Annotated in this window: 21 protein-coding genes; 5 read left to right on the top strand and 16 right to left on the bottom strand. The window is 61.5% G+C overall.

Going from position 1 to position 24,775, the window contains the following annotated elements; genetic code table 11:
* Window positions 1-14 precede the first annotated feature (14 nt).
* Window positions 15-1,085 (top strand): GlxA family transcriptional regulator, encoded by a 1,071-nt coding sequence (locus JO965_RS08000; protein ID WP_203443151.1) that lies wholly within the window; start codon window positions 15-17, stop codon window positions 1,083-1,085.
* A 400-nt stretch (window positions 1,086-1,485) separates the two neighbouring features.
* Here the strand turns inward: JO965_RS08000 and JO965_RS07995 are convergent, their stop codons facing one another.
* From JO965_RS07995 to JO965_RS07965, 7 genes are all read right to left on the bottom strand, one after another.
* Window positions 1,486-2,853, bottom strand: a complete 1,368-nt coding sequence (locus JO965_RS07995; protein ID WP_203443150.1) for an FGGY-family carbohydrate kinase — start codon at window positions 2,851-2,853, stop codon at window positions 1,486-1,488.
* 4 nt (window positions 2,854-2,857) lie between these two features.
* A complete protein-coding gene (rhaM, locus tag JO965_RS07990) occupies window positions 2,858-3,181 on the bottom strand; it encodes an L-rhamnose mutarotase (RefSeq protein WP_203443149.1) in 324 nt (107 codons plus the stop codon).
* A complete protein-coding gene (locus JO965_RS07985) occupies window positions 3,178-4,224 on the bottom strand; it encodes an ABC transporter permease (protein WP_203443148.1) in 1,047 nt (348 codons plus the stop codon). The genes rhaM and JO965_RS07985 overlap by 4 nt, the downstream gene beginning before the upstream one ends.
* Window positions 4,221-5,240 (bottom strand): ABC transporter permease, encoded by a 1,020-nt coding sequence (locus JO965_RS07980; RefSeq protein ID WP_203443147.1) that lies wholly within the window; start codon window positions 5,238-5,240, stop codon window positions 4,221-4,223. The genes JO965_RS07985 and JO965_RS07980 overlap by 4 nt, the downstream gene beginning before the upstream one ends.
* Before the next feature lie 31 nt (window positions 5,241-5,271).
* Window positions 5,272-6,789: a sugar ABC transporter ATP-binding protein gene (locus JO965_RS07975; protein WP_203443146.1), complete on the bottom strand. Its 1,518-nt coding sequence runs from the start codon at window positions 6,787-6,789 to the stop codon at window positions 5,272-5,274.
* A 77-nt stretch (window positions 6,790-6,866) separates the two neighbouring features.
* Complete coding sequence (gene rhaS / locus JO965_RS07970; RefSeq protein WP_203443145.1) at window positions 6,867-7,862, bottom strand: rhamnose ABC transporter substrate-binding protein; 996 nt, start codon at window positions 7,860-7,862, stop codon at window positions 6,867-6,869.
* Window positions 7,863-7,898: 36 nt separating this feature from the next.
* A complete protein-coding gene (locus tag JO965_RS07965) occupies window positions 7,899-8,711 on the bottom strand; it encodes a DeoR/GlpR family DNA-binding transcription regulator (protein ID WP_203443144.1) in 813 nt (270 codons plus the stop codon).
* Between the two features lie 223 nt (window positions 8,712-8,934).
* Here JO965_RS07965 and JO965_RS07960 point away from each other — a divergent pair, with 223 nt between their 5' ends.
* A complete protein-coding gene (locus tag JO965_RS07960; RefSeq protein ID WP_203443143.1) occupies window positions 8,935-11,061 on the top strand; it encodes a bifunctional rhamnulose-1-phosphate aldolase/short-chain dehydrogenase in 2,127 nt (708 codons plus the stop codon).
* Window positions 11,062-11,218: 157 nt separating this feature from the next.
* Window positions 11,219-12,514, top strand: coding sequence for an L-rhamnose catabolism isomerase (gene rhaI / locus JO965_RS07955; RefSeq protein WP_203443142.1), 1,296 nt, complete (start codon window positions 11,219-11,221; stop codon window positions 12,512-12,514).
* A gap of 4 nt (window positions 12,515-12,518) precedes the next feature.
* Here rhaI and JO965_RS07950 read toward each other — a convergent pair whose 3' ends face one another.
* From JO965_RS07950 to coxB, 4 genes are read right to left on the bottom strand one after another with little or no spacing between them, the layout of a single operon-like run.
* On the bottom strand, window positions 12,519-13,046 hold the full coding sequence (locus JO965_RS07950) for a DUF421 domain-containing protein (protein WP_203443141.1): 528 nt from the start codon (window positions 13,044-13,046) through the stop codon (window positions 12,519-12,521).
* A gap of 25 nt (window positions 13,047-13,071) precedes the next feature.
* Window positions 13,072-13,425, bottom strand: coding sequence for a hypothetical protein (locus JO965_RS07945; RefSeq protein ID WP_203443140.1), 354 nt, complete (start codon window positions 13,423-13,425; stop codon window positions 13,072-13,074).
* A gap of 1 nt (window position 13,426) precedes the next feature.
* Complete coding sequence (locus JO965_RS07940) at window positions 13,427-15,994, bottom strand: cbb3-type cytochrome c oxidase subunit I (RefSeq protein ID WP_203443139.1); 2,568 nt, start codon at window positions 15,992-15,994, stop codon at window positions 13,427-13,429.
* Window positions 15,991-16,959: a cytochrome c oxidase subunit II gene (coxB, locus tag JO965_RS07935; protein WP_246776775.1), complete on the bottom strand. Its 969-nt coding sequence runs from the start codon at window positions 16,957-16,959 to the stop codon at window positions 15,991-15,993. Before coxB ends, JO965_RS07940 begins: the two co-directional genes overlap by 4 nt.
* Window positions 16,960-17,064: 105 nt before the next feature.
* Between coxB and JO965_RS07930 the strand changes: the two genes are divergently transcribed.
* The gene (locus tag JO965_RS07930) at window positions 17,065-18,048 is read left to right on the top strand and encodes a cytochrome c oxidase assembly protein (RefSeq protein WP_203443138.1); all 984 of its coding nucleotides are present in this window, start codon (window positions 17,065-17,067) and stop codon (window positions 18,046-18,048) included.
* Window positions 18,045-18,587, top strand: a complete 543-nt coding sequence (locus tag JO965_RS07925; protein ID WP_203443137.1) for a cytochrome c family protein — start codon at window positions 18,045-18,047, stop codon at window positions 18,585-18,587. Before JO965_RS07930 ends, JO965_RS07925 begins: the two co-directional genes overlap by 4 nt.
* Here the strand turns inward: JO965_RS07925 and JO965_RS07920 are convergent.
* From JO965_RS07920 to JO965_RS07900, 5 genes are read right to left on the bottom strand one after another with little or no spacing between them, the layout of a single operon-like run.
* Window positions 18,584-19,534, bottom strand: coding sequence for a hypothetical protein (locus JO965_RS07920; protein WP_203443136.1), 951 nt, complete (start codon window positions 19,532-19,534; stop codon window positions 18,584-18,586). The two genes, JO965_RS07925 and JO965_RS07920, sit on opposite strands and share 4 nt — an antisense overlap.
* Window positions 19,531-20,022, bottom strand: coding sequence for a cytochrome c (locus tag JO965_RS07915; protein WP_203443135.1), 492 nt, complete (start codon window positions 20,020-20,022; stop codon window positions 19,531-19,533). Before JO965_RS07915 ends, JO965_RS07920 begins: the two co-directional genes overlap by 4 nt.
* Complete coding sequence (locus JO965_RS07910; RefSeq protein WP_203443134.1) at window positions 20,013-20,552, bottom strand: DUF3341 domain-containing protein; 540 nt, start codon at window positions 20,550-20,552, stop codon at window positions 20,013-20,015. The genes JO965_RS07915 and JO965_RS07910 overlap by 10 nt, the downstream gene beginning before the upstream one ends.
* Window positions 20,549-21,862 carry an NrfD/PsrC family molybdoenzyme membrane anchor subunit gene (gene nrfD, locus JO965_RS07905; RefSeq protein WP_203443133.1) on the bottom strand — a complete coding sequence of 438 codons (1,314 nt, stop codon included), beginning with the start codon at window positions 21,860-21,862 and terminating at the stop codon, window positions 20,549-20,551. Before nrfD ends, JO965_RS07910 begins: the two co-directional genes overlap by 4 nt.
* Window positions 21,863-21,866: 4 nt before the next feature.
* Window positions 21,867-24,770, bottom strand: coding sequence for a TAT-variant-translocated molybdopterin oxidoreductase (locus JO965_RS07900; protein ID WP_203443132.1), 2,904 nt, complete (start codon window positions 24,768-24,770; stop codon window positions 21,867-21,869).
* Window positions 24,771-24,775 lie beyond the last annotated feature (5 nt).

Below are 24,775 nucleotides of genomic sequence, written 5' to 3'. Positions count from 1 at the left end.
AAGGAGACACGCCGATGCTCCACGTGGTCGTTCTGTTCCTGAATGGCGGATGCGCCTCGACGGCCCTTCTCCCGATGGAGATCTTCCGCAATGCCGGCGTCCTTTGGAATCTTCTGAGCGGCAGACCCCCGGAACCCCGTTTCCGTGTCACAACGGCATCGCTCGGGGGCGGCCCTGCCGTCACCGATCAGCTGGTCTCACTTCTCCCGTCCTGCGCAATCGAGAGCGTCGAGCAACCGGATATCGTGTTCGTTCCCGCAGGCGGATTGCCGCTCGATACAATGATGCAGAAAGGTTATTCCATCGATGCCGTCATCGAACGTAATGCCGGCATCATTCCGTGGCTGACGACATGGGCCGATGCGGGAACAAAGGTTGCGGGCGTCTGTTCGGGAGTGGCCCTTCTCGCCGAGGCGGGATTGCTCGATGGAAAGCGCGCAACGACGCATTGGGGCTTGGCGGAAATCTACCGCAGACGCTTTCCCGATGTGGATTGGCAGCCGGATTACCTCATCACCGATGAGGGCGATGTCGCCTGCAGCGGCGGCATCAATTCGGCCGCTGATCTGAGCCTCTACTTGGTGGAGAGGTTTGCAGGCCGCGACGTGGCGCTGGAATGTGCCAAGGCCCTGCTGATCGAGATGCCGCGAACATGGCAGGTCGCATTCGCCGATGTCATGCTGCGCAGGGATCACAATGATGAATGCATCCAGCGCGCGCAGGACTGGGTGCACAGGCATTTTCAACGACCCATCGGCGTGGACGCCATCGCGGCCAGAGTCGGAATGAGTCCTCGCAACTTTGTCCGCCGATTCAAGGACGCGACGGGACATACCCCCTTGAGCTACATCCACACCATTCGCGTGACCATGGCGAAGAGACTGTTGGAAGGCGGACAGCAGACCATTCAGGAGGTCAGTCAGGCCGTGGGCTATGAAGATGTGATTTTCTTCCGGGACCTGTTCAAGCGTCACACGGGTGTGTGTCCCACGGAATACAGAACCCGCTTCGGAACGTCGCCCATCACAAACGCTGTCAACCGGCGCGGCTCTCGCATCGAGGTTCCGGCAAGGCCCTCGTGGTGAGTGGCGACAAGCCGCGCCCTGGTTTCACGGCAGGATCGATCGCGCTGCGATCAGACGCTCTGCTCTTCGGTCGAACGCTCGATCCGGATCGAACGCCTTCTCTCACGCCGCAGACGCTTCATCAAAGCAATCGATGCAACCATCGTGCGTTCAAGTTCGGACAGGATGGCATTCGTATCCACAGCGGGTGTTAGGTTCTTTCGTTCCAATTTCATCAGTAGCCTGTTTCGCTTTTCCAATGTTCCAACTGGATTGTTTTTCAAGCTAAGCGTTGCAGTGCGGCTGGAATATGGCAGGCTGAGAATGAGTTTAGTCGCTGATCTTGCGATAACGAGTTAATACTTTTTGAACGATTTAACGATGCATCGATATCGCCGTTCGGAGTCTTGGATTTCTCCGATCAGCTCGTCTCCAGCAGAGCGTTCCACTCTGCACAATAGCGCTGAAAGCTTTCAGGGAGTTGATGGGAGGATGCCTCCCTGCCTTCCTGAAATGAGCTTTGGGCTGAGGATTCAAGCGCGAGGAGAGCAGCACCAACGCTCGTTCCGGTCGAACTGGAAACGGCGATGACCGGGCGCCCGGTCGCCTTCGACAAGGCCTCGGTATAAAGCGCATTCCGTGCAAAGGGTCCTTCCACGATAACAGGACCTGCCGCGCGCGTCAGGTCGAGGCAAGCCTTCGTCATGAGCGCCGCGTAGAGCGAGGCTGCGACATAGGTCCCGTCTAAATCAAGTTCGTTTGAAGCATTGACGAGACGATGCTCGGCATCGGGAAACGGCCCGCATCCGGACACGACGCTCGGGGTCAGGACAATGCGCTCCTCCACGACACGATGGATCGCTTCCGGCGTGGCTGCCCCCTGCCCTTTTGTCAGCAATTCGAACTCACGCCCTCCCATGAAACGGGCGGAAGGCACGGCGCGACCAAGCGCGTCCACGTTTGCGAGCGTATCACGCTTCGAGTCGAGATGATCGAGATCGCCGCCGACCGCGAAGATCACGACCCATGTGCCTGTCGAGACCACGGAGAACGGGGCCTCATGCTGACCGAGATGGGGCAGGAGCGAGGCATTCGAGTCGTGAATGCCGCAATAGACGGGCACGGGTAGAGCAAGTCCGATCTTCGCGGAGATTTCCTCCGTCACAGACCCCAGAAGATCGGACGGCTTTCTGACGGGAGCCAGATTGTCGGCGATCCCGAGTGTCTCGACGAGCGAGGAGAAGCGCCCCTGTCTTGGTCTCCAGAGATCCGTGTGGCATCCGAGAGATGTCACCTCGGTGGCAGCAATTCCTGTCAGCCGCCAGCTCCAATATTGCGGGTAGGTGACGATGGTCTGCACTTTCTTGAAGGCGCCCGGAAAGGCCGTTTTCTGATAGTGCAGCTGCGCTCCGAGATTGAGGCCGCCGGGAAGGCGTGGCGAAAACGTTTCTGAAAAATCCGGCCTGATCGCGTCATAAGCGGCTTCGATTTCTGCCGGGTAGCGGAATTCATAGTCGAGGACGGGAAGCGCCAGTCCTTCCGCACCCAAAAGCGCACCGCTCGCGCCATGGGCGGTGATCGAAATGGCATCGAACCCGAATTCCGCGTTGAGCTCCGTCAAGGACTGCAGGAAGAACGCGAAAATCCCATCCACGTCGAAATGCGGATAGAGTCCGTCGGTCAGAACTCTGTTGGGACGTGTCCGGGCAGCGATCTCGCGCCTTTCCCGGGCATTGACGATGACGGTCTTGACATTGGTCTTGCCGACATCGAGCACAGCGACTTTCATGAAATCATTCCATATGAAAGACGGTGATGAGCGGCTTATCGACCGGCGAATTGTCGGGATTTGTCGCCATGATGTCGGCCATATGGGCCCACCAGCGTTTCATCACCGGATGGCTTGGCAGATCCGCCATGCGATGATCCACCCGCCGCCATAAAACGCCGAACAGAATGCCTGTCTCCCGGTCGAGATGGATCGAGTAATCCTCGACACCCGCCTCCTTCAGAAGCTCGACCAGTTCCGGCCAGATCTCGTCATGCCGGCGGCGATACTCATCCTCCATGCCCGGATTGAGTTGCATCTTGAAGGCGTATTTCTCTTTCGTGCTCATGCGGCAGCCTTTGAACGGATGCGACGGATGACGATCGGCAGCGCAATGACGAGGATCAGCAGCAGGCCGATGAAAATCGACATGACGATGCCAGGGACGTTGAGAAGTCCAAGACCGAAGGTCACGAGCCCCATGACAATGGCAGCGAGCACGACGCCCGGAATCGTGCCCGAGCCGCCCAGGATGCTGACGCCGCCGAGCACCGCCATGGTGACCACCTCGAGCTCCCAGCCTGCTGCGATGGTGTGGCGAGTCGAGCCCAATCGTGATGTGAGACAGACAGCCGCGAATCCGCTCATGAAGCCGGTCATCAGGAAGAGCATGAACTTGGTGCGCTGAACCGGGATGCCGGAGAACTGCGCCGCAAAGGCATTGTTACCGATGGCGTAAATCCGCCGCCCAAAAGCGGTCCAGTGGAGCAGGATGCCGAAGGCGAGAGCGACGATGACGAAGGCTACCATCTCGAAAGTGACGACTTCAAAGCCGGGAAGCGTCGGCCACCAGGAAAAATCCGACATATAGCCCTGCCCGAACCACGCGAAGCTCGCAGGATAGCCGCCATAGGCCCGATCGCCGAGGACGATCTGGGCGATGCCCCGAAACAGGCTCATGGTCCCGATGGTGACGACGATGGATGGAAGCCCGACGCGTGCCACCAGAAAGCCGTTGAAGGCTCCACAGAGCAATCCAACACCAAGCCCGATCCCAGCGAGAGACGGAGTCTGAAAACCGGCTTGCGCAGCGGCTCCCATGGCCGTTGAAGCCAGCGCAATGATGGCAGCCACCGAGAGATCGATCTCGCCCGAGACGATCAGCAATGTCATGGCGAAGGCGATCATCGCCTTTTCGGTGAAGTTGTAGGTCGCGTCCGACAGGTTCCACGGATCGAGGAAGTGAGGAGACGCCAGCGAGTTTGCGATGAAGATCGCAATGGCGACGGCGGCAAGCAGGGCCTCCCAGCTGCCGAGAATTCGCCCGGCCGGAGTCGAGAGCTTGTCGGGAATATGCCGTGTCGGCTGCTTCTCCAGAGTGAGCGTGCTCATGCGGCTGCTCCTTCGGCCTGCGCTTCCGTCAGCGTCGGACTGCGTTTCACGGCATCGCGAAGAATGAGCCGTCCTTTCCGTTTCTCCTGCCGCGCATTGAAGAGAACGGCAACGATGATCACGAAGCCGGAAATGGCCATCTGCCAGAACGGAGAGATATTGATCACCGGCAATGCATTCTTGATCGTGCCGAGGAACAGGGCACCAAGGATTGCGCCGCCGACGGACCCGATGCCTCCGAGCGTCGAAATTCCGCCGATCACGCAGGCCGCGACCGTATCGAGTTCGAACCCGGCGGCGATATCGACATAGGCAACCGCATAGCGAGAGACCCAGAGATAGCCACAGAGGCCCGCCAGAGCGCCCGACAGAACGAAGGCGAAGAAGCGTGTGCGCCCGACATCGATCCCCGCATAGAGCGCAGCCGTCGGATTGCCGCCCGCCGCGTAGAGGGCGCGTCCGAACACCGTGCGTGTAAAGACGAGACTGATAATCGCGATCACTAGGATGGCGGTCCAGCCGAGCAAGGGAAGTCCGAGCACGTTGAGACGGGGCGTGTTGAGGAAGGCTGGCGTCATCTGGGTCTGATTGACCCAGGCTCCGCCTGAGAGCACGAAGGCCATGCCGCGATAGATCGTCAGCGTGCCGAGCGTCGCCACGATGGAGGGAATACCGATCTTCCACACCATGAGGCCGTTGATCGCGCCGAGAAACGCCCCGATTCCCATGGCCATCACGATGAGAACGGGCAGCGGGATCTGCGGATAAGCGGCGTTCATCATGGCGATGGCCATGCCGGTAAAGGACAGATTCGCCGCCACCGACAGATCGATGGACTTGGTAAGAATCACCGCCATCTGGCCGAGCGCCAGGATCATCAGAATGGAGGTGTCGTTGAAGATGTTGGCAAGGCTCTCCGGCGAGGCGAAGCCCGGCGCGCGATAGGAGAAGACCGCGATCAGAACGATGATAATCGCTGCCAGCAGGAGTTCACGATACTTCAGGATTCGGCTCATCGTCCCGTTCCAGATTCCTTGCCCTGCGAGGTCACACGTTGCCCGTAGCGGCGCGCACCAGCGTCTCGGCATCGAGACCGTCTCGCTCCCACATGCCGGCCATCCGTCCCTCACGCATCACCATCACGCGGTCAGACATGCCTAAGATTTCAGGCAGTTCGGACGAGACCATGATCACGCTCAGCCCCTCGCCTGCGAGTTCGCTCATGAAGGCATGCACCGCGGCTTTCGAGCCGATATCGATGCCCTTTGTGGGTTCGTCCAGGATGATGACCTTCGGCCTGGTGGCGAGCCACTTTCCGATCACCACCTTCTGCTGGTTGCCGCCGGACAGGGTGCCGACAGGAACGGAGAGCGCTGCGGCACGAAGATCCAGTCGCTCGGCATAGCGCCGGGCCAGGGCGAATTCCTCCGCCTGACGCAGGAAGCCAGCCTTGGTGGTGCTTCCGAGCGTTGCCATGGAGATGTTCTGGAAGATCGGCATCTGCAGAACGACACCGTGACGGCCACGCTCCTCTGGCACGTACACGATGCCGGCGGCCGTGGCATCCGCCGGAGAGCGGATGTCGATCCTGTGTCCTTCCAGTTCGATTACCCCTGCGCTGGGACGGGTGATGCCGAACAAGGCCTGGCAGAATTCCGAGCGCCCTGCTCCGACCAACCCATAGAGGCCTAGGATTTCTCCGCGCCGCAGGTCGAAGGAGATGTTGTCGAATTCCGTCGGATGCGAGTAGCCGGAAACCTTCAGAACGGTATTCCCGATCGCAACATCTACCTTTGGAAACACATGCTCGACGGAACGGCCGACCATCATGCGGACGATCTCGTCCTGCCCGGTCTGTGCCAGCAGACCGGAACCGATGGAGCGCCCGTCGCGGAACACCACGAATCGTTCGGCAATCTGATAGACCTCTTCGAACTTGTGGCTGATGAAGAGGATTGCCTTGCCCTGTTTCTTCAACCGCTCGATGATCCGGAAGAGATCCTCCACCTCCTTATAGGAGAGCGCAGCGGTCGGCTCGTCCATGATGACGACGCGGGCCTCGACGGACAGCGCACGCGCGATGGCGACCAGATGCCGGTGCGCGATCGAGAGATCCTTCAGGCGCGTATAGGGGCTGATCGGCGCGTCGATGGAGGTGAGCAGGGCCGCGGCGCGCGCGTTCATGGCTCCCCAATTGACGAGACCCAGCCGGTTTCTCGGCGCGTGACCGAGAAAGATGTTCTCGGCGACCGAGAGCTCGTCGAAGAGCACGGTTTCCTGATGGATTGCCGTAATGCCGCTCCGGATCGCCGCCTCGGCATTGGCGAAATGCACGGAAACACCATCGACGACAATCTCACCGCCATCCGGCTGATAGATACCGGTCAGGATCTTGACGAGCGTCGATTTGCCCGCGCCATTCTCGCCAATCAACGCCGTCACCGTTCCGGGATAGAGCGCGACGTCCACATGATCGAGCGCCTTCACTCCGGGAAACGACTTGGAAATGCCACGCATCTCCAGAAGCGGAGTCTGGACCTCGGGAACCGCTTGAACCACGGACATGGGAAACCCTGCCAAGTGCCGATGAGTGCAAGGAGGGCGCAGCTGTCCGCGCCCTCTCTCCGAGTGGCTTTACGATCTCAGAAGATCTTGGCGAATTCGTCGACGTTTTTCTTGTTGTAGACGAAGGGATCGGCCATCGCGGCCTCGCCGTTGTCGCCGATCTTGATCTTGCCCATGCGGCCGGCATTGATCTCGGAACCGGGCTTGCCGTCGGTTTCCCCTTTGACGATACGATAGGCGATCTGCGTGGCGGAATAGCCGAGGTCGATCGGGTTCCAGATCGCGAATTCCTTCGTCGCGCCGGAATGAACTGCACCGGCCATCTCGGACGGAAGCCCGAGGCCTGTCACGTAGACCTGCCCGATCTTGCCGGCATCCTTCACCACCTGCGAGGCGGCGAGCACGCCAACCGTCGTCGGAGCGACGATCACCTTCACATTCGGATGGGACTTCAACAGGCCCTGGGCTTCGCGGTAGCTCTTGTCCGCCAGGTCGTCGCCATAGACGGTGGTGACGAGATTCAGGCCGGGATATTTCGGAAGCTGCTTCTTCATCTCGGCAATCCAGGTGTTCTGGTTGGTCGAGGTGGAGGTGGCAGACAGGATCGCGAAATCGCCCTTGCCGTCAGGCAGATGAGACGCCGCGAGCTTCAGGCACATATTGCCGATGAGCTCGTTCGACGACGGGTTGAGGTGCACGATCCGCCCGTCCTTGCCGACGGCGGAATCCCAGGAGATCACCTTGATGCCGCGCTGCGCCGCCCGCTTCAGCGCCGGAACGACCGCATCGGGATCGTTGGCCGAGATCGCGATCGCGTCGACGCGCTGAGCGATGAGGGCGTTGATCACCTCAATCTGCCCTTCGGCCGTGGTGGTCGTCGGTCCGGTATAGATGACCTCGACGCCGCCGAGCTCCTTCGCCGCCTCCTGCGCACCCTTGTTGGCGGCCTCGAAGAAGCCGTTGCCGAGGGACTTCACCAAGAGACCGATCTTCACATTCTGAGCGCTTGCGGAACCGGCGAAGAGAGCCAGGCCCAGCGCCGTGCCGAGGGCAAGCTTTGCAAATGCCTTCATGTTCTTCCTCCCTTTTCAAACACCTCTCGCCGGCTCTCAGGCCGCCGATGAGGATTCCACAGACTGATCGGCGGCCGTCGTTCCGGCGATAATCAGTTTGATTCCCGCATTCTCGATCATGGTTCTGGCCGAATCCGGGATGGCGTCATCGGTAATCAGCGTGGAGACACGGTCGAGGGGACAAAGGATGAGGCTGGAGCGACGCTGGAACTTGGTGGAATCCACCATCAGCACCAGCTCGTCGGCCTGATTGATCAGCTTCTGCTCGGCCTGGATGATCAGAGCATCCTGCTCCATGACGCCAAGCGCGCCGACGCCTTGGGCGCCCATGAACATGCGACGCGCATAGAAATTGCGCGTCACGTCATTCTCGAACGGGGAAAGAATGATGCTCTGGTCGCGATAGATCGAGCCGCCCGGCAGCATCACCTGATTTTTGGAATGCTTCACGAGGTGCTCGGCGATGGCGAAGGAATTCGTGAAGACCTGCAACCGGCGAGCGGTCAGATAATGCACCATCTGAAACGTCGTGGTGCCGCCATTGATGATGATAGCGTCACCCTCGGTGCACAAAGCCACGGCCTCCCGGGCAATAGCCCGCTTCTTCGCGATGTTCTCGCTTTCCGACACGCGAAACGGCTTGGCGGCAAGACTTCCGATCTGAGCCGGATGGAGTGCCTCCGCTCCTCCGCGGACGCGGCGCAGGCGCCCTTGAACGTGCAGGGCCGCAATATCGCGGCGGATCGTGGCTTCCGAGGCGGAAGTCAGTTCCACAAGATCCTGGACTGTCGCGACCGGCTTCTCCTGGACGGCGCTCAGGATGATCCGATGCCTTTCACGTTCGTGCATGGGTCCTCAACAAGGCAGATCGACGTTGATCGGAAGGATCAAATACCTTTCAGATTCACGCAAGTTATGGCCGTAGACTGCGCATCAAACCGCTCACAGTCAATCAATATCGACATACCACCTTGGTATCATGATCATTATTGATCAAATTTGATCGTTTCTTGGTTGACAAGAACCGGGGCTCCCGTCACCTTTCGGCTCAAATCCGGGGCATGTGCGCCTCATGAGCGGACAGGAGGAAACCGTGGACACCGCGACCCAAGCCGTCAAACTCCTCGAAAATCACTGGGATGACGCCAAGGCGGCCAAGCTCGATGAGCCGGGTCTCCTGCTCTACCGCTCCAATCTTCTCGGCGCCGATAAGCGGATCACCAATTACGGCGGCGGCAACACCTCGGCGAAAGTGATCGAGACCGATCCACTGACGGGCGAAAAGATCGAGGTACTCTGGGTCAAGGGCTCGGGCGGCGATGTCGGCACGATCAAACTCGACGGCTTTGCCACTCTTTATATGGACAAGCTGCGGTCGCTGAAGACTCTCTATAAAGGCGTCGAGGACGAAGACCGCATGGTCGGCTTTCTCCCTCATGCCACCTTCAACCTCAACACGCGTGCAGCTTCGATCGACACACCGCTCCATGGCTTCCTCCCCTATACGCATGTCGATCACATGCACCCTGATGCGATCATCGCAATTGCGGCCTCAAAGAACTCCCGTGAACTGACGAAAGAGATCTTCGGCGACGAGATCGGATGGCTGCCCTGGCGCCGACCCGGCTTCCAGCTCGGTCTCGATCTCGAAGCCTTCGCCAAGGCCAATCCCGCGGCGAAGGGCGTGGTGCTCGAAAGCCACGGCCTCTTCACCTGGGCCGACGACGCGAAGGAATGCTACGCGCTGACGCTGCGCATCATCAATCAGGCCATCCAATGGTTTGCCGAGAGGACCGCAGGAAAGCCGGCTTTCGGCGGCGCCGTGACGTCCAGCCTCTCGCGGGACGAGCGCCGCAGGATCGCGGCACGCCTCATGCCCGAGATTCGCGGTAAGATCGGCCAAACCGAGCGCAAGCTCGGTCATTTCGACGACCAGGACGCGGTGCTGGAATTCGTCAACTCCGCTAACCTGAAGCCCCTAGCCCAGCTCGGCACCAGCTGCCCCGACCACTTCCTGCGCACGAAGATCCGTCCGCTCGTCCTCGACTTCGATCCGAAGACGCCGGACGTCGATGCGGTGCTTTCCGGACTCGATGCGGCGCTGGAGGCCTATCGCGCCGATTACGCGCGCTACTACGAGCAGTCGAAGCATCCGAACAGCCCGAAGATGCGCGATCCCAATCCGGTAATCTTCCTGATCCCCGGCGTCGGCATGCTGTCCTTCGCCCGCGACAAGGCGACGGCGCGCATCGCCAGCGAGTTCTATGTCAACGCCATCAACGTGATGCGCGGCGCCTCCTCGGTATCCGAATATCAGGGCCTCCCCGAGCAGGAAGCTTTCGACATCGAATACTGGCTGCTCGAGGAAGCCAAGCTCCAGCGCATGCCGAAGCCGAAGAGCCTCGCCGGCCGCGTGGCTTTCATCACCGGTGGTGCCGGCGGCATCGGTCGCGCCACGGCCGAGCGGCTGGTGAGCGAAGGCGCCTGCGTGGTGCTGGCCGATATCGATCAGGAAGCGCTGACCACAACGGTAGAGGATTTCTCCAAGCGCTTTGGGCAGGACGCGGTGCGCGGCGTGAAACTCAACGTCACAAGCGAGCCGGAAGTCCTATCCTCCTTCATCGAGGCCAGCGTCGAATTCGGCGGCATCGACATTCTGGTGTCCAATGCCGGCATCGCCTCCTCGGCCCCCGTGGAGGACACCGATCTGGCGATGTGGAACCGCAACATCGACATTCTCGCAACGGGCTATTTCCTCGTCTCGCGGGAAGCCTTCCGTCTGTTCCGGCGCCAGAAGCTCGGCGGCAATGTGGTCTTCGTCTCGTCGAAGAACGGCCTTGCCTCTTCGCCCAACGCATCGGCCTATTGCACCGCCAAGGCCGCGGAAATCCACCTTGCCCGCTGTCTGGCGCTGGAAGGAGCCGATGCAGGCATTCGCGTGAACACCGTCAACCCGGACGCGGTGCTGCGCGGCTCCAAGATCTGGACCGGCGAGTGGCGTGAACAGCGTGCAGCGTCTTCAAAGCTCGCCGTCGATGAGCTGGAGGAGCATTACCGCAAGCGCTCCCTGCTGAAGCTCAACGTCTTCCCAGAGGACATCGCCGAGGCGATCTACTTCCTCGCCTCCGATCTGTCCGCGAAGTCGACCGGCAACATCATCAATGTGGATGCAGGCAACGCGACATCGTTCACGCGATAAGCTCTGCACTAGCGCATCGTGCGGACCCAGCGGGCCGCGCTAGTGAAAAGTGGACCCGGTTTTTCGCTGCGAACGATGCGCTGCTTAAGGAATTGAGCATCGGATTGGATCCCAAAAGTGGGTCCACTTTTGGGTCCGATGCTCTAGGGAGGAAGCCATGACCGAACAAAGGATTGCGGGAGAGATCGTCTCCGCCGACAACGAGAAGCGCATGAGCGCCTTGAAGGCGGATTATGATGCTCTGGGTGCCAAGCTTGCGCGTGACGGCATCGATATCGATGCCGTCACGCGCAAGGCTGCACGGTTCTTCGTGGCCGTCCCCTCCTGGGGTGTCGGCACGGGGGGCACGCGGTTCGCGCGCTTTCCCGGCATCGGCGAGCCGCGCAACATCTTCGACAAGCTCGATGATTGCGCGGTGATCCACCAGCTCACCCGCGCGACGCCGACCGTCTCGTTGCATATCCCATGGGACAAGGTCGACGATCCGAGGCGGCTCAAGACCCATGGCGATGCGCTGGGCCTTGGCTACGACGCCATGAACTCCAATACCTTCTCCGACGCCCCAGGCCAGGAGAAGAGCTACAAGTTCGGCTCCCTGAGCCACACCGATGCGGCAACGCGCCAGCAGGCCATCGAGCACAATATCGAGTGCATCGAGATTGGACAGGCCATCGGCTCCAAGGCGCTGACGGTGTGGATCGGCGACGGTTCGAACTTTCCGGGACAGACGAGTTTCACCCGGAGTTTCGAACGCTATCTCGATGCCATGAAGGCCATCTACAAGCAGCTGCCGGAGGATTGGCGCATCTTCTCCGAGCACAAGATGTACGAGCCGGCCTTCTATTCCACCGTCGTGCAGGATTGGGGCACCAATTACCTGATCGCGACGGAACTCGGCGACAAGGCCTATTGCCTCGTCGATCTCGGCCACCACGCGCCGAACGTTAATATCGAGATGATCGTCGCCCGCCTGATTCAGTTCAAGAAACTCGGCGGTTTCCATTTCAACGATTCAAAATACGGCGATGACGATCTCGACACCGGAACCATCGATCCCCATCGCCTTTTCCTCGTCTTCAACGAGCTGGTGGACGCGGAACATCGTGGGGCTAAAGGCTTCCACCCGGCCCACATGATCGACCAATCACATAATGTGACCGATCCGATCGAGAGTCTGATCCGCAGCGCCAATGAGATTCGCCGCGCCTACGCACAGGCGCTTCTCGTCAACCGCAAGGCCCTTGAAGGCTACCAGAACGACAACGATGCCCTCATGGCCTCGGAGACCCTCAAGGCAGCCTACCGGATCGATGTCGAACCGATTCTGGCGATGGCGCGCCTGCAGGCCGGCGGTGCCATCGATCCGATTGCTGCCTACCGCGCCAGCGGCTATCGGCAGGCTATAGCAGCGGAGCGTCCGGCCGTCATCGGCGGTGGTGGAGGTATCGTCTGAGGGTTTAGCTTATTCCCTTCAGCGTTTCGCTGTTCTCTCCGGTCTCGGCCTTGTCTTTCCGGATGATACTGATCGTTCCATCGCCCTCGATATAGGCCCGCTTCACTTCCGAGCAGTGTTCGATGCCCTGCTGTCGAAGTTCACTGTTGAGCTCTTCCGTCGTGATCATCTCCTGCCGCATGTTCCGGGGCAGCATCTTGCCGTTGTCGATCAGCAGAAGCGGCGGGGGACGGGTGAAGCGCTGGAATGCGGGGAAGTGGAAGCCGAGCCAGTCGATGGCGTAGTTCCAGAAGACGATGGTAAGAACGAGAACGCCTCCCTCGGTGATCGACTTGTAATCGCTCGACATCGCATTCTGTGCCGCATCGGCGATGAGAACGATCACCAGAAGGTCCGCGACACCGATTACGCCGGTCTGCCGCTTGAGCAGAAACCTCATGATCAGGAACAGCATGATGTAGGTCACTGTCCCGCGCACGATCATCTCGGGGATCGAGTGAACGGGTACGAACATTTCCTGCCAGTCGATCATCGTATGACCCCGTGGTATCAAAATTCTATGCACAGGCCGGAAGGATGAAGGCCGGAACCCCCTGCCACAGGATCACGAGAAGCGAGAAGCCGTTGATCAGGGCGCCCGTGTGACCCATGAAACGATCTGCTGTGGAGGTTTGATTCCCTATCTGCGCATGTGTCCGCAGAGACCATGCCAATGCGATGGTGGTGACGACGAAAGCCAGGATAGTGGTGGCGAGAATGATCGCCTGAACGTTGCCCATCCCGAGCATCGTCGTGCCGGTCCATTCGCGGCCGCACAATGTCGATGTCGCGCCATAAATGAGCGTGAACTGGACTGCCCATGCGATGAGACCGGCCAGCATGAGCATGACCTGTCCTGTCCGTCCGGTCATGCTAAAGGCCTCCCGTCAGGTGCGGGAAACCATAGACGACCGTGAGACCGACAAGGCCCTGGCCAACGGTGTAGTACCAGAACAGCATCGTGTTATCGAAGGTCGTGCGGCGAACGCTGTCGAGCTTGCCAGCAAGCCAGCGGGCAATTGTGTAGCCCCCCATGAGGAGTGTCGTCAGCACGAAGAAGATTTGCAACGCCACGATGGCGTAGACGGCGGCGCCATAGGCATGGGTCGATGGGCTTAAGGCCGATTGCCGCTGCGCCCAGAGATCGACCGCCGACGCGCCGCCGACAAACAGGAGCGCTACGGCGATGAGAAGCGGTACGGAGCGTGGACTACGGCGGTCATCTCCTCGCAATGAGCGGCTGGCATAGGCGATGAGCGCGGCGCTGACGACGTAGAGGGTGGCTGCGAGGAAGGGCCAGATCCGTTCGGGCAGTTGGACGCCTTGGGGCGGCCAGGCGCCGGGATTTACGAGCCACAGGAAGAGATAGGAGAAGATCAGGCAGGTGAAGACCATGCCGGCGACGACCATGAGGACGATCATCGCCCACCATGAATGGTTCATGGGCCCGGTGACATAGACCGGGAGAACGACGCCGCCGCCGATATCGGCCGGTGGGCGGATCGGGCCTGGGTCGGTCTCCCACAGCCACCAGATCACGAAGCCGATTGCAAGCACACCGCAGATCGCCGACGGGAACACCATCTTGACGGTCAGGAGCAGAAAGAACGCTGCCGTGAACACGGCGGCGAGCAAGGGCTGCCATCCGGGACCGGGAATCTGCAGGATATATTGCGGGCGCGCATCGAACGGGCTCGTCACCAGCGCCTCGCGTCCACCCGTGACCGTGCCGGGCATGTAATAGCGACCGTCCTCCACGTCCTTCGGCAGGTTCGGTTGATCCCATAGAGGATCGCGGCTGACGACGGATGGAATGCTGCGCGTGGCATAATTGCCGTTCGGCAGCCATTCGAGAGTGCCGGCATTCCAGACATTGCCTGCATTGTCCTCGCTCGCGAACCGGAACTTACGGGCGAGATCGTAGACGAAGATCGTGACACCGGCCGCGATCATGAAGGCGCCGATGGTGGAGACGAGATTGAGCGCGTCCCATCCCATTCCGACCGGATAGGTATAGACACGCCGAGGCATGCCGATGAGGCCAGTGATGTGCATCGGCAGGAAGGTCATGTTCACACCAAGGAACATGAGGCCGAACACCCAGCGACCGAGTCGCTCCGACAGGGCATGTTTGCTCGCGACCGGTATCCAGTAGTAGAAAGCGGCGAAGAGCGGAAACACCATGCCGCCGATCAGCACGTAATGCAGGTGCGCGACGACGAAGTAACTGTCATGCGCCTGCCAGTCGAAAGGCGCCATGGCGACCATCACGCCTGTAAGGCCGCCGAGCGTGAAGATGAACAGGAAACCGATGACGAAGAGCGAGGGCGTGGTCAGCTTCATGCGCCCCGACGCGATGGTGGCAATCCAGGCGAAGACCTGGATGCCGCTCGGCACCGCCACCGCCGTACTGGCCGCCGAGAAGAAGCTCAACGACATCTTCGGCAGGCCCGTTGCGAACATGTGATGTACCCACAGGCCGAAGGAAAGAAAGCCGGTTGCGACCAGGGCGAGCACGATCAGGCGGTAGCCGACGAGCGGCGTCTGCGCCATGGTCGGCACGATCATCGACACCATGCCGGTCGCCGGCAAGAAGATGATGTAGACCTCCGGATGGCCGAAGAACCAGAACAGGTGCTGCCACAGGAGCGGATCCCCGCCCCTCTCGGCAATGAAGAATGGCCAGTCGAAGGCGCGCTCCATTTCCAGCAGCAGCGTCGCGAGGATGATCGCCGGAAAGGCGATGATGATCATTACCGCGAAGACGAGCATGGCCCATGAGTAAACGGGCAGCTTGTCGAGGCTCATGCCGACCGCGCGCGTCTTCATGACACCGACGATGATCTCGATGGCGCCCGCGATGGCGGAGATCTCGATGAAACCGATGCCGAGAAGCCACCAATCCGCATTGTCGGCGGGCGAGTACTTGGTTCCCGTGAGGGGCGGATACATGAACCAGCCGCCATTGGGTGCGAGACCGAAGAAGATCGTACCGAAGAAGACGAGGCCGCCGACGAAATAGGCCCAGAAGGCATAGGCCGAGAGGCGAGGAAACGGCAGGTCGCGCGCCGCCTGCATGTTCGGCAGGAGATAGACGCTCGCCGCCTCCACGGCGGGAACGGCGAAGAGGAACATCATCACCGTGCCATGCATGGTGAAGAGCTGGTTGTAGAGATCGTGGCCGACGAGGTCGCTTTCTGGAACCGCCAGCTGCGCGCGCATGATCAGCGCAAGGATGCCCGCCAGGATGAAGAACAGGAACGCGGTGCCGACATACCATATGCCGACATAGGTGTTGTTGACGTCCGTGATGAAGCTGAGACCGCGCGGGGATTCCCACGTTTTCTTGAGTGCCTCGAACTCGCCTTCGGGGCGCGGCAGCGAATTGGGGAGCTCGGGCTGCCGCGGCTCGAAGGATCTGGGGCGCTCGGGTGCGTTCATTTCAAGCTCTCCAGATAACCGGCCAATGCCCGCAGATCCTCCCCCGTGAACGAGCCATAGGACGGCATCCGCACTCCTGGTTTGATGTGCTGCGTGTTGGCGATCCAGCCGGCGAGCGTGCCGATATTGTTGGGAAACTGGCCTGCCCCGATGGTGCGGCGGCTGCCCACATGGGTCAGGTCGGGGCCGAACCACCCATTGGCGTCGGTTCCACGCACCACATGGCAGGATCCGCATCCGCCCACGCGAAAGAGTTCGCGGCCGCGTACGAGAAGCGGAAGGTCCGGCTCCGCAGCAGGCTTGGCCTGCGCTGCTCTCCAGGCATCGAAGGCGACCGGCTCCATCGCAACCACATCGAAGGCCATGCGCGCATGCTGGTCGCCGCAGAACTCGGCGCAGACACCGCGATAGACACCGGGTCGTTCGGCCGTGAAGTTGAGCCGGTTGATGCGGCCTGGGATCATGTCGATCTTGCCGCCGAAATTCGGAATCCAGAAGCTGTGGATCACATCGGCCGCGGTGACAGAAACGGCAATGGGCCGCCCGATGGGAACGACGATTTCGTTCGCCGTCGAGAACTCGGGCTGTCCGCGCTCGGCCGAATATTTCACCCGCCACCAATATTGCTCGCCGATCACCTCTATGGGAAGCGCGCCCCTTACCGGAGCATCCGTGTCGCGCATGACGATGAGGCCGTAGGGCAGAAGCATCGACAGCACGACGATCGGAAAGGCCAATCCACCATAGACGATGGTCCGGCGGCTTCCGAGCCAGGCCCTCCGCTCGGGCGGGGCGAAGACCGCATAAAGCACGAGACTCGTAACAACGAGGAAGATGAGGATGGCACCCGCCGTCATGATGACGGTGAGCCAATAGATCCGGAGAGCATCACCACCCGCCGGATCGAGCGCCGATTGCACGCCGCTGCAACCCGCAAGGGCCAGGACACACGCAACCGCATTCACACACCTCGTCCAGGTGCGCAGCCGCCATCGAGGGCAATGCCGGGTCGCCTCGAGCTCCATTCGCCCTACATCGGTTTCGCATGCATTGAACGGATAAGCTTGGCCGTGAGCGTTGGTTCCCTCGAAATATCACCCAGCCGACACCGAAGACACGGGCTCAGCCTCGTCACTGGATTAGCCGTCCTTCTGTTCAGCCGCCCTGCCCTTGCCCATGGAACGGCACCTCATGGCCCTGGGGACCTTTGGCATTCCTGGGCGGCCGATCCGCTGGTCACGATCCCGCTCATTGTTTCAAGCGTCATGTTCGCCCTCGGCGTGTGGCGTCTGCGGCGAAGCCTCGGGCGCCTTCTGCCGGGGTTCGGCATGCCGCAGATTCTCAGCTTCGCTGCTGGAATCGCGATGCTGGTCATCGCCCTTCTCTCCCCGCTGGAGGGGCTCTCCAAGCCGCTTCTCTCGGCTCACATGGTCCAGCACATTCTTCTGATCGCCGTTGCGCCGCCACTCCTCGTTCTCGGCAAGCCGGAGGTCGTGTGGCTCTGGGCGCTGCCCGAGCACTGGCGGCGCGGACTGGCTCGCAACGGACCGATGAGATCGACCCTCGCCTTCCTCGCGCCCTGTGCAAGACCGGTCCCGGCAGCGATGATCCATATGGCGACCCTGTGGGTCTGGCACAGCCCGACGCTCTTCGATGCCGCCGTTGCCTCCGACTTTATCCACTGGCTGGAACACCTCATGTTCTTCGGCACCGCGCTGCTGTTCTGGCGCGGCATCATCAAGGCAAGGACAGGACGTGAAGCAGCGGCGGCGGCACTGATCGCATGCTTCGTCACACTTTTGCAGAGCGGATTGCTCAGTGCGCTCCTCAGCTTCGCGCGCGAGGCTTTGTATCACACGCCAGATACGGCCAAGTGGGGTTTGACCGCGTTGGAAGATCAGCAATTGGCGGGCGCGATCATGTCCCTTCCCATGTGTGGGATCTATCTCATCGCCGGATTGATCATGGCACACAGGCTCGTGACGCCGCCAGGACGGGAACGGAGGAAGCCGTTGCCGGTTGCCCCATCGGACCTCGTCAAGCAGAGTTCATGATCAGGCACATACTCCTCCGCATCGCAATCATCCCGGCCGTTGCAGGACTGACCGCATGCAGCGACCCGCAGGAGAAATCCGTCGCGTCGCAAATCGCGGGTGGCGAGCCCGAGCGGGGGCGTGCCTTGATCCAATCCTATGGCTGTGGCACCTGCCACGCGATCAGCGGGGTCAGAGGTGCGAGAGGCCGGGTCGGCCCGGAACTGAAGGACTATGCTCAGCAGCACCTTCTCGCCGGATTCCTGCCGAACACGCCGCAGAACCTGATCGCGTGGCTGGTCGATCCCGTGGCGCTGAAGCCCAGCACCGGCATGCCGTCACAGAGCGTGACGGAGGCCGAAGCCCGCCATATCGCGAGCTATCTCTATACTCTCGGCGACAGCGGGGCCCGGGTCTTTCCCCCGGAGCCGCCGCTTCCGCTCCGCGGCGAGGAGACGACGGTCGATCTCCCGGAGCCGGCGCTCACTCCATCGGAGACGGAGCCCAGGACGCGCCGCATCGTCCCGAACCAGACCGCAGAGACAGACGCGAAAGGTTAGGGCTCGGCTGCACCTTCCTCCGCATAGGTGGGACGAAGCTGCATGACGATCGCGAGGGCTACGATCCAGAGAGCGGCGAGGATGGCGATGAGACCGAGATCGAACCAGGAAGGCTCACCCCTGGGCTGAAGAATCCAGATGATATGCGTTCCATGGTGCAGAAGAGCGAGTGCGCTTCCAACGATCATGCCGATGCGGCTCACGCCTGAGGGAACCAGCACGACGATTGCAACCAGCATCAGGCCATATGAGACCTTGAGAAGAGCGAGGCTTTCCGGATCGGAGCGCCTCAAATACCACTCCGCGCCATCCGGCAGATTGGCGAGCCAGACGATCAGGAACTGCGCGAACCATGTCCAGACCGTGAGCAAGGCGAGCGTCAGCAAAGCACGTTCAAGGCTCTTCATGCGCTTCGGCGAAGCATGCTTCGGCTTGAGCATGGTCACGAGAATCGCAATGGCGAGGGCGGCGAGAACCTGGCTCAGGCCGAAGGCAAAGCCGAACAGGCTCGACCACCAATGCGGCTCACGCGACAGAACCCAGTCGTAAGCGGCAAAACTCATGACAGGGGTTAGAAGAGCCAGGCCAATGGCGCTGGCGCGGCGTACATGTCGCGTCCGGATCAGCCAGAATGCCAGTCCAGCGCAGACCGCAAGGTAGACGGCACTTCGCGCGAGATAGAAGGCAGGGCTCAGAAAGGCCGCCCGCAGTGGCGGCAGACCCGCCCGCCCGGTAACCCACGGAAAAAGCTCTGCGAGACCGAAGGCGAGAGGAATGCCAAGAAGCAGCAGCAGGGGCAGCGTCAGCGCCGCGGCCTCGATCTCCGCCCGCACGTGAGCAAGCCAATGTTCGTCCATGAGATGGCCGATCATGAGCGCCGCGAGGCTGCCCATCGCGACCCCGGACAGGGACACGAATACGATATAGAAAATTTCCATCGTATTCATGGGCGTATCGCCTCCGGAGCCGCGCCGGACCCACGGGCCTGCAAGGCTTTGACGTAATGGGCGATGGCCCAGCGTTCCTCCGGGAGCACGCGGTCCGCGTATGGGAACATTCGGCCCTTGCCGTGGGTGATCACCTGCACGATCTGCTCCGGTGCAAGCACGCGCAGGCGCTCCTCGTGATAGGAGGGCGGTGGCGGGAAGCCACGTGCGACCACCGTTCCATCGCCGCGCCCGCTGACGCCATGGCATGGGGAGCAGAAAGCGCGGAACCGTTCTTCGCCCCGTGCCATGAGCTCTTGCGTCACCTCCGGCCCCGGTGCTGCAAGAGCGGCCTGCCGTGCCGCCGTGCCCCTGGCGATGCTGCCTGGAGGAACAGGCAGATACGGCCTTTGAATGGCGCGGGTCGAGGCGACGGCATCCCGCTGTTCCGTGCCGGTATCACAGGCCGCTAGAAGAAAGACAGCGATGAAGGCCGCCGCTAATCGCATGCGGGAACCTCCCGCACGATCTGCGGCGACAATGCCTCCAGGAAGTTTCGCGTGGCTTCGCTCTCGAAAAGCGGATCCTCGCTGAGAATGCAGAGGAAGAACCGGTCGTTGGAAGCTCGCTCGAAGCCGTGCACCTCGAAGACCGGATGGTGCAATCGCGGCAAGCGTAGAATCAGAAGCAGGCCGATCAATGTCGCCGCGCCCGCCCACAGAATGGCGACGATCAAGGTGGATGGAATGAAGGCGGGCCAACTGTCGAGAGGGCGACCGCCGACATTCAAGGGATAATCGACCGCGTTCATCCAGTACTGGGAGCCATACTGGATTCCGGCGCCGATCAGCGCCGCAACGAACGCGATCCAGGGAATGATGGTCGTGTGGATCCCAAGCTCTTCCGCAAGATCGGACAGCGGAAACGGGCTGAACACTTCGAGTTTGTTGAACCCGGCACGTTTCGCCGCCCTGACGGCCTCCACCAGGGCTTCTGGATTCCTGAATTCGGCCATGATGCCATAGAGGCGCTGCGTCATGAGGACTTCTCCAGATGCTCGTCATGCCGGGTCTCGAACATGGAGACTACGGGGAGAAAGCGCACGAACAGGAGGAGAAGAGCCGCGAACAGCCCAACGGTTCCGAGGAAGAGCCCGGTCTCGGCAAGGGTCGGCGTGTAAGTTCGCCAGACCGACGGCAGATGATCGGTCTGGAGCCCGCCGACGATGATCGAATACCGGTCGAACCAGATGCCGATACCGATAGAGAAGCCGACAAAGACCCCCGCGATGGTGCTCTGCCGCGCAGCCTTCAGCCAGAGAAGCTGCGGGATCACGACGCTGTAGACGACAGCCGTCCAGTAAAGACCCCCGTAATCGCCGATCATGCGGTTGAACATGGCTTCCTGCGTCAATCGATCCGCGAGAAGAGCCGAAGCAATCTCGTCAAGATAGAGATAGCCCGACACCAGAGCGCTCGCGAGGACGAGCTTGCCCAGAAGATCGATATCGCTTTCATCGATGTAACGCCCCAGCCGCAGGCCCCAGCGCAACAGCATGGCGACGAGGAGAACGATGGACAGGCCCTGGGCCAGGCCGGTGGCCACGAAATGGAGCGGCTGGCGTGTCTCATGCCAATCGGGCACCAGTGTCACGGCGAATTCGAAGGCCACTGTGCTCTGCATGATGAGAATCAGCGGCAGCACCAGGATGGCGACGAGGCGATAGGCGCGCTGATGATAGGCCCAATGGCGCAAGGAGCCGCGCCAGCCGAGTGCAAGGACACCGTAGATGCGCTTCGATGTCCTGCGGCGGGCCCGGTCGCGCAGGGTCGCGAGGTCGGGAATGAGGCCGACATACCAGAGCAGGCTCGTGACGATGGCATGGGTGCTGATGGCCCAGAAATCCCATGTCAGGGTGCTGCGGAACTGCGGCCAGACCTCGAAGGTCGCAGGATAGGGAAACACCCAGTAGAACAGCCACGGGCGCCCGAGATGGAAAATCGGGAAGATTCCCGCACAGATCACGGCGAAGAATGCCACGCCCTCCGCGAAGCGATTGACTGCCGTACGCAGATCATGCCGACGCAGTACCAGGATGGCCGCGAAGAGGCTCGCGCCATTGGCGATGCCGATCCACCAGGCGTAGTTGATGAGGTCGAAGCCCCACACGAAGGGAATGTTCACACCCCAGACGCCGACGCCGATGATCGTGACGGACACCAGCGTATAGCCGAGAAGCAGCACAAGCGCGGCGGAGGCCAGGAGCGCTATCCACCACATCCAGCCGAAGCGGCGGGTGAGCGGAACCTCCGCGACCGTGCTCGTAACGGCTTGGGCCTCGCTGGTCATCCGGCTACCCGTTCTCCAATGAGGATTCGATGCGGGCGAGATAGGTGGTGCGTGGCTTCGTGTTCAGGTTGCCGAGCAGCGCATAATTGCGCGGGTTCCGCTTGAGCCGGCTCACGGCGCTGTCGGGATCGTTCACGTCGCCGAACACGATGGCCTGCGTCGGGCAGGATTGCTGGCAAGCCGTCATGATCTCACCGTCGCGCAGGGGTCTGTCCTCGACGCGCGCGCCGGCGCGAGCTGTGCCGATGCGTTGGACGCAATAGGTGCATTTCTCCATGACGCCGCGATCCCGAACCGTCACCTGGGGATTCATGGCATCGGCAGAGGCGCTGTAATCCGTTCCCTGATAATCAATGAAGTTGAAGCGCCGCACCTTGTAAGGGCAATTGTTCGAGCAGGTCCGCGTGCCGATGCAGCGGTTATAGACCATGTCGTTGAGCCCCTCCGACGAATGCACCGTGGCGTTGACCGGGCACACGACCTCGCAGGGTGCCTTCTCGCAATGCATGCAGGGCACGGGCTGGAAATAGGTGTCGGGATTGGCGGGGTCGCCGGCATGATAGCGGTCGATCCGCAGCCAATGCATCTCGCGCCCCTTCGCCACCTCCTCCGGACCGACGACCGCGACGTTGTTCTCGGCCTGGCACGCGACAACGCAGGCATTGCAGCCGATGCAGGCATCGAGATCGATGGCCATGCCCCAGGCATGGCCATCATAAGGCCATTCCGGATAGAGCGAGGGATGATCGGCCTGCTCTGGTGCGGGCGTCTGATCGTGGGTGACGATGCGCACGATGTCGCGGCCCTGCAGCGAATGGTGTTGCTGTGTGGAAATGACCGTGATCCGCTCACCGACCTTCCTGATCTCGCCCACAGCGATCCAAGGCTGCCGCGAGGGACGCAACGCATAGGTATCGAATCCGATGCCGTTGCCGATCCTGCCAGCGAGCTTGCGGCCATAGCCCAGGGTCAGCGTCACCGCACCCGGCGCATGGCCCGGCAAGATCCAGACGGGCGCACGGATGGCACGCCCTTCGACCGTGAGATCGATGCCATCGCCCGACGACAAGCCGAAGACGGCGGCCGTCTCCGGCGCGATGAGTGCCGCGTTACCCCAGACCTGCTTCGTCAAAGGCTTCGGCAATTCCTGCAGCCAGCCATTGTTCGCGTAGGAGCCATCCCAGATGGACGGATCGGGAGCGAAGGCCACGTCGATTCCACCCGATGAAGAAGGAGCGGCAGGCTCGACATTCCAATCGGATCGCACGGTCACATCGATGGCCGGCAAAGCCGATCCCTCGATCACGCCATCTTCGAGCGAGCGCGCCCAGCGCTCCTCGAAGTCCTCGCCCCAGGCCTCGCGCCACGTCGCCTGAACGAGGGCGTGCCCATCCAGATTCTGCCCCGCCATGAGACCGAGGAACTCCTCCACGCTCAGTCCCGGCTTCAGCGGCATCGTCGCAGGCTGACGCAAACCCACCGTGCCGTCGAAGGCCCGCAGGTCACCCCAGCTTTCAAGCGGATGAGCTTCGGGGATGTGCCATTGACAGGCGGACGCCGTCTCGTCGCGATGCTGGCCGAGATGCAGAGACAGTGGCACGCGTCGGATGAGCGATGCCAGATCGATGTCTGCCGGAGCGGTATAGACCGGGTTGCCACTAAGAATGACGAGATGGGATACCTCACCGGCATCGATGGCCCGTGCAAGATCCGCGAGCGTGCCCATGTCGCTCGCCATCGGTCGGACCGGTTCGATGGTGCGGATCGTCGTGCCGAAAGCGCCGAGGCCGGCATTGATCGCATGCACGAGAGCATGAACCCGCGCCGGCTGCTCGCGCCCCGCCGCGACAAGGCTGCGGGGCCCAGCTTGGCGCAACGCGTCCGCGAGTTTCGCGATGGAGGGATGCGGCGCGGATGCTGGCACCGAACCTATTCCGATAGCCGCCGCGAGCGCCTGAGTGAAAGCGTCGAAATCCCTCGGCCGCAGCGGAATACGCTCGTCCGCACGAGCGCCGGCTAGGCTCGGCCGAGTCTCGACGGCGAAGAGACGCGGCAATGCGCGATCCTGCATCCTCCGTCGTGCCTGATAATCCGCCGCATAGCGCAGATGCCCCGGTTCTTCGGCGAACAAGTCGCCGCCGAGGGTGACGATGGTATCGGCTTGAGTCAGGTCGTAGACGCGATCGAGGTCCCGCCCGAACGCGGCCATGGCGGCTTCTCGCCTGTTGTCATCGTCGATGGGCGCGAACACATGCCATCGTGCGTGGGGAAAGAGCTGCCGCGCCTGTGCCGTCAGCTTTTGCAGAGTCGGCGACGAGGTCGGCGGCATCAGGATGTGCAAACCCCGCCCCTCTGCCACAACCAGTTCATTGCGCACGGGCCGGATGAAGCTCGTGAGTTCCTCCCAGCTTCGTACAGCGCCATTCTGAACTGGCATATCGGACCTGTCCGGATCGTAGAGGGACAGGATGTCGGCCTGTGCGAACACGTCCGTTGCACCGAGGCTTGCCGGGTGCAGGGGATTTCCCTCAATCTTGATCGGGCGCCCCTCCTGCACCTTTACGAGAACGCCCCGGCCGTAGCCGTTCAATGGCAGCGATGTGGCAATGGTGAGCGGCACGCCTAGCGTGTAGCCTGGCATGTTGCGGCTCTGCGACAGAAGCGGTGCGTCCGTGCGGACGTTACAGGCGGCAACACCTCCAAGCGCGAAAGAAGCGCTCATGAGCCGGAGCAAGGTCCGCCGGTCGATGGAGGACGCCTGCACGATGTCCGGGAATTCGGCCTCCACATAGCGGCGCACCTCCGGCCTATCGGCCAGTTCCTCCAGACTGCGCCAGAGTCTTGGCCCTTCCTCGGTGGCGAGGCGGGCCTTCACGGCGTCGAGATCGAGTGGCGCTCCTTCACGCATCGCGT

The sequence above is a fragment of the Microvirga sp. VF16 genome, assembly GCF_016864375.1.
Classification (GTDB): Bacteria; Pseudomonadota; Alphaproteobacteria; order Rhizobiales; family Beijerinckiaceae; genus Microvirga.
This window is presented reverse-complemented; position numbering and strand designations above follow the sequence as displayed.

Bases quoted from the DNA above. Each gene is read 5' to 3' on its own strand.
- JO965_RS08000 (WP_203443151.1), top strand. From the start codon at position 15: ATGCTCCACGTGGTCGTTCTGTTCCTGAATGGCGGATGCGCCTCGACG.
- JO965_RS07995 (WP_203443150.1), bottom strand. From the start codon at position 2,853: ATGAAAGTCGCTGTGCTCGATGTCGGCAAGACCAATGTCAAGACCGTC.
- rhaM (WP_203443149.1), bottom strand. From the start codon at position 3,181: ATGAGCACGAAAGAGAAATACGCCTTCAAGATGCAACTCAATCCGGGC.
- JO965_RS07985 (WP_203443148.1), bottom strand. From the start codon at position 4,224: ATGAGCACGCTCACTCTGGAGAAGCAGCCGACACGGCATATTCCCGAC.
- JO965_RS07980 (WP_203443147.1), bottom strand. From the start codon at position 5,240: ATGAGCCGAATCCTGAAGTATCGTGAACTCCTGCTGGCAGCGATTATC.
- JO965_RS07975 (WP_203443146.1), bottom strand. From the start codon at position 6,789: ATGTCCGTGGTTCAAGCGGTTCCCGAGGTCCAGACTCCGCTTCTGGAG.
- rhaS (WP_203443145.1), bottom strand. From the start codon at position 7,862: ATGAAGGCATTTGCAAAGCTTGCCCTCGGCACGGCGCTGGGCCTGGCT.
- JO965_RS07965 (WP_203443144.1), bottom strand. From the start codon at position 8,711: ATGCACGAACGTGAAAGGCATCGGATCATCCTGAGCGCCGTCCAGGAG.
- JO965_RS07960 (WP_203443143.1), top strand. From the start codon at position 8,935: ATGAGCGGACAGGAGGAAACCGTGGACACCGCGACCCAAGCCGTCAAA.
- rhaI (WP_203443142.1), top strand. From the start codon at position 11,219: ATGACCGAACAAAGGATTGCGGGAGAGATCGTCTCCGCCGACAACGAG.
- JO965_RS07950 (WP_203443141.1), bottom strand. From the start codon at position 13,046: ATGATCGACTGGCAGGAAATGTTCGTACCCGTTCACTCGATCCCCGAG.
- JO965_RS07945 (WP_203443140.1), bottom strand. From the start codon at position 13,425: ATGACCGGACGGACAGGACAGGTCATGCTCATGCTGGCCGGTCTCATC.
- JO965_RS07940 (WP_203443139.1), bottom strand. From the start codon at position 15,994: ATGAACGCACCCGAGCGCCCCAGATCCTTCGAGCCGCGGCAGCCCGAG.
- JO965_RS07925 (WP_203443137.1), top strand. From the start codon at position 18,045: ATGATCAGGCACATACTCCTCCGCATCGCAATCATCCCGGCCGTTGCA.
- JO965_RS07920 (WP_203443136.1), bottom strand. From the start codon at position 19,534: ATGAATACGATGGAAATTTTCTATATCGTATTCGTGTCCCTGTCCGGG.
- JO965_RS07915 (WP_203443135.1), bottom strand. From the start codon at position 20,022: ATGCGATTAGCGGCGGCCTTCATCGCTGTCTTTCTTCTAGCGGCCTGT.
- JO965_RS07910 (WP_203443134.1), bottom strand. From the start codon at position 20,552: ATGACGCAGCGCCTCTATGGCATCATGGCCGAATTCAGGAATCCAGAA.
- nrfD (WP_203443133.1), bottom strand. From the start codon at position 21,862: ATGACCAGCGAGGCCCAAGCCGTTACGAGCACGGTCGCGGAGGTTCCG.
- JO965_RS07900 (WP_203443132.1), bottom strand. From the start codon at position 24,770: ATGCGTGAAGGAGCGCCACTCGATCTCGACGCCGTGAAGGCCCGCCTC.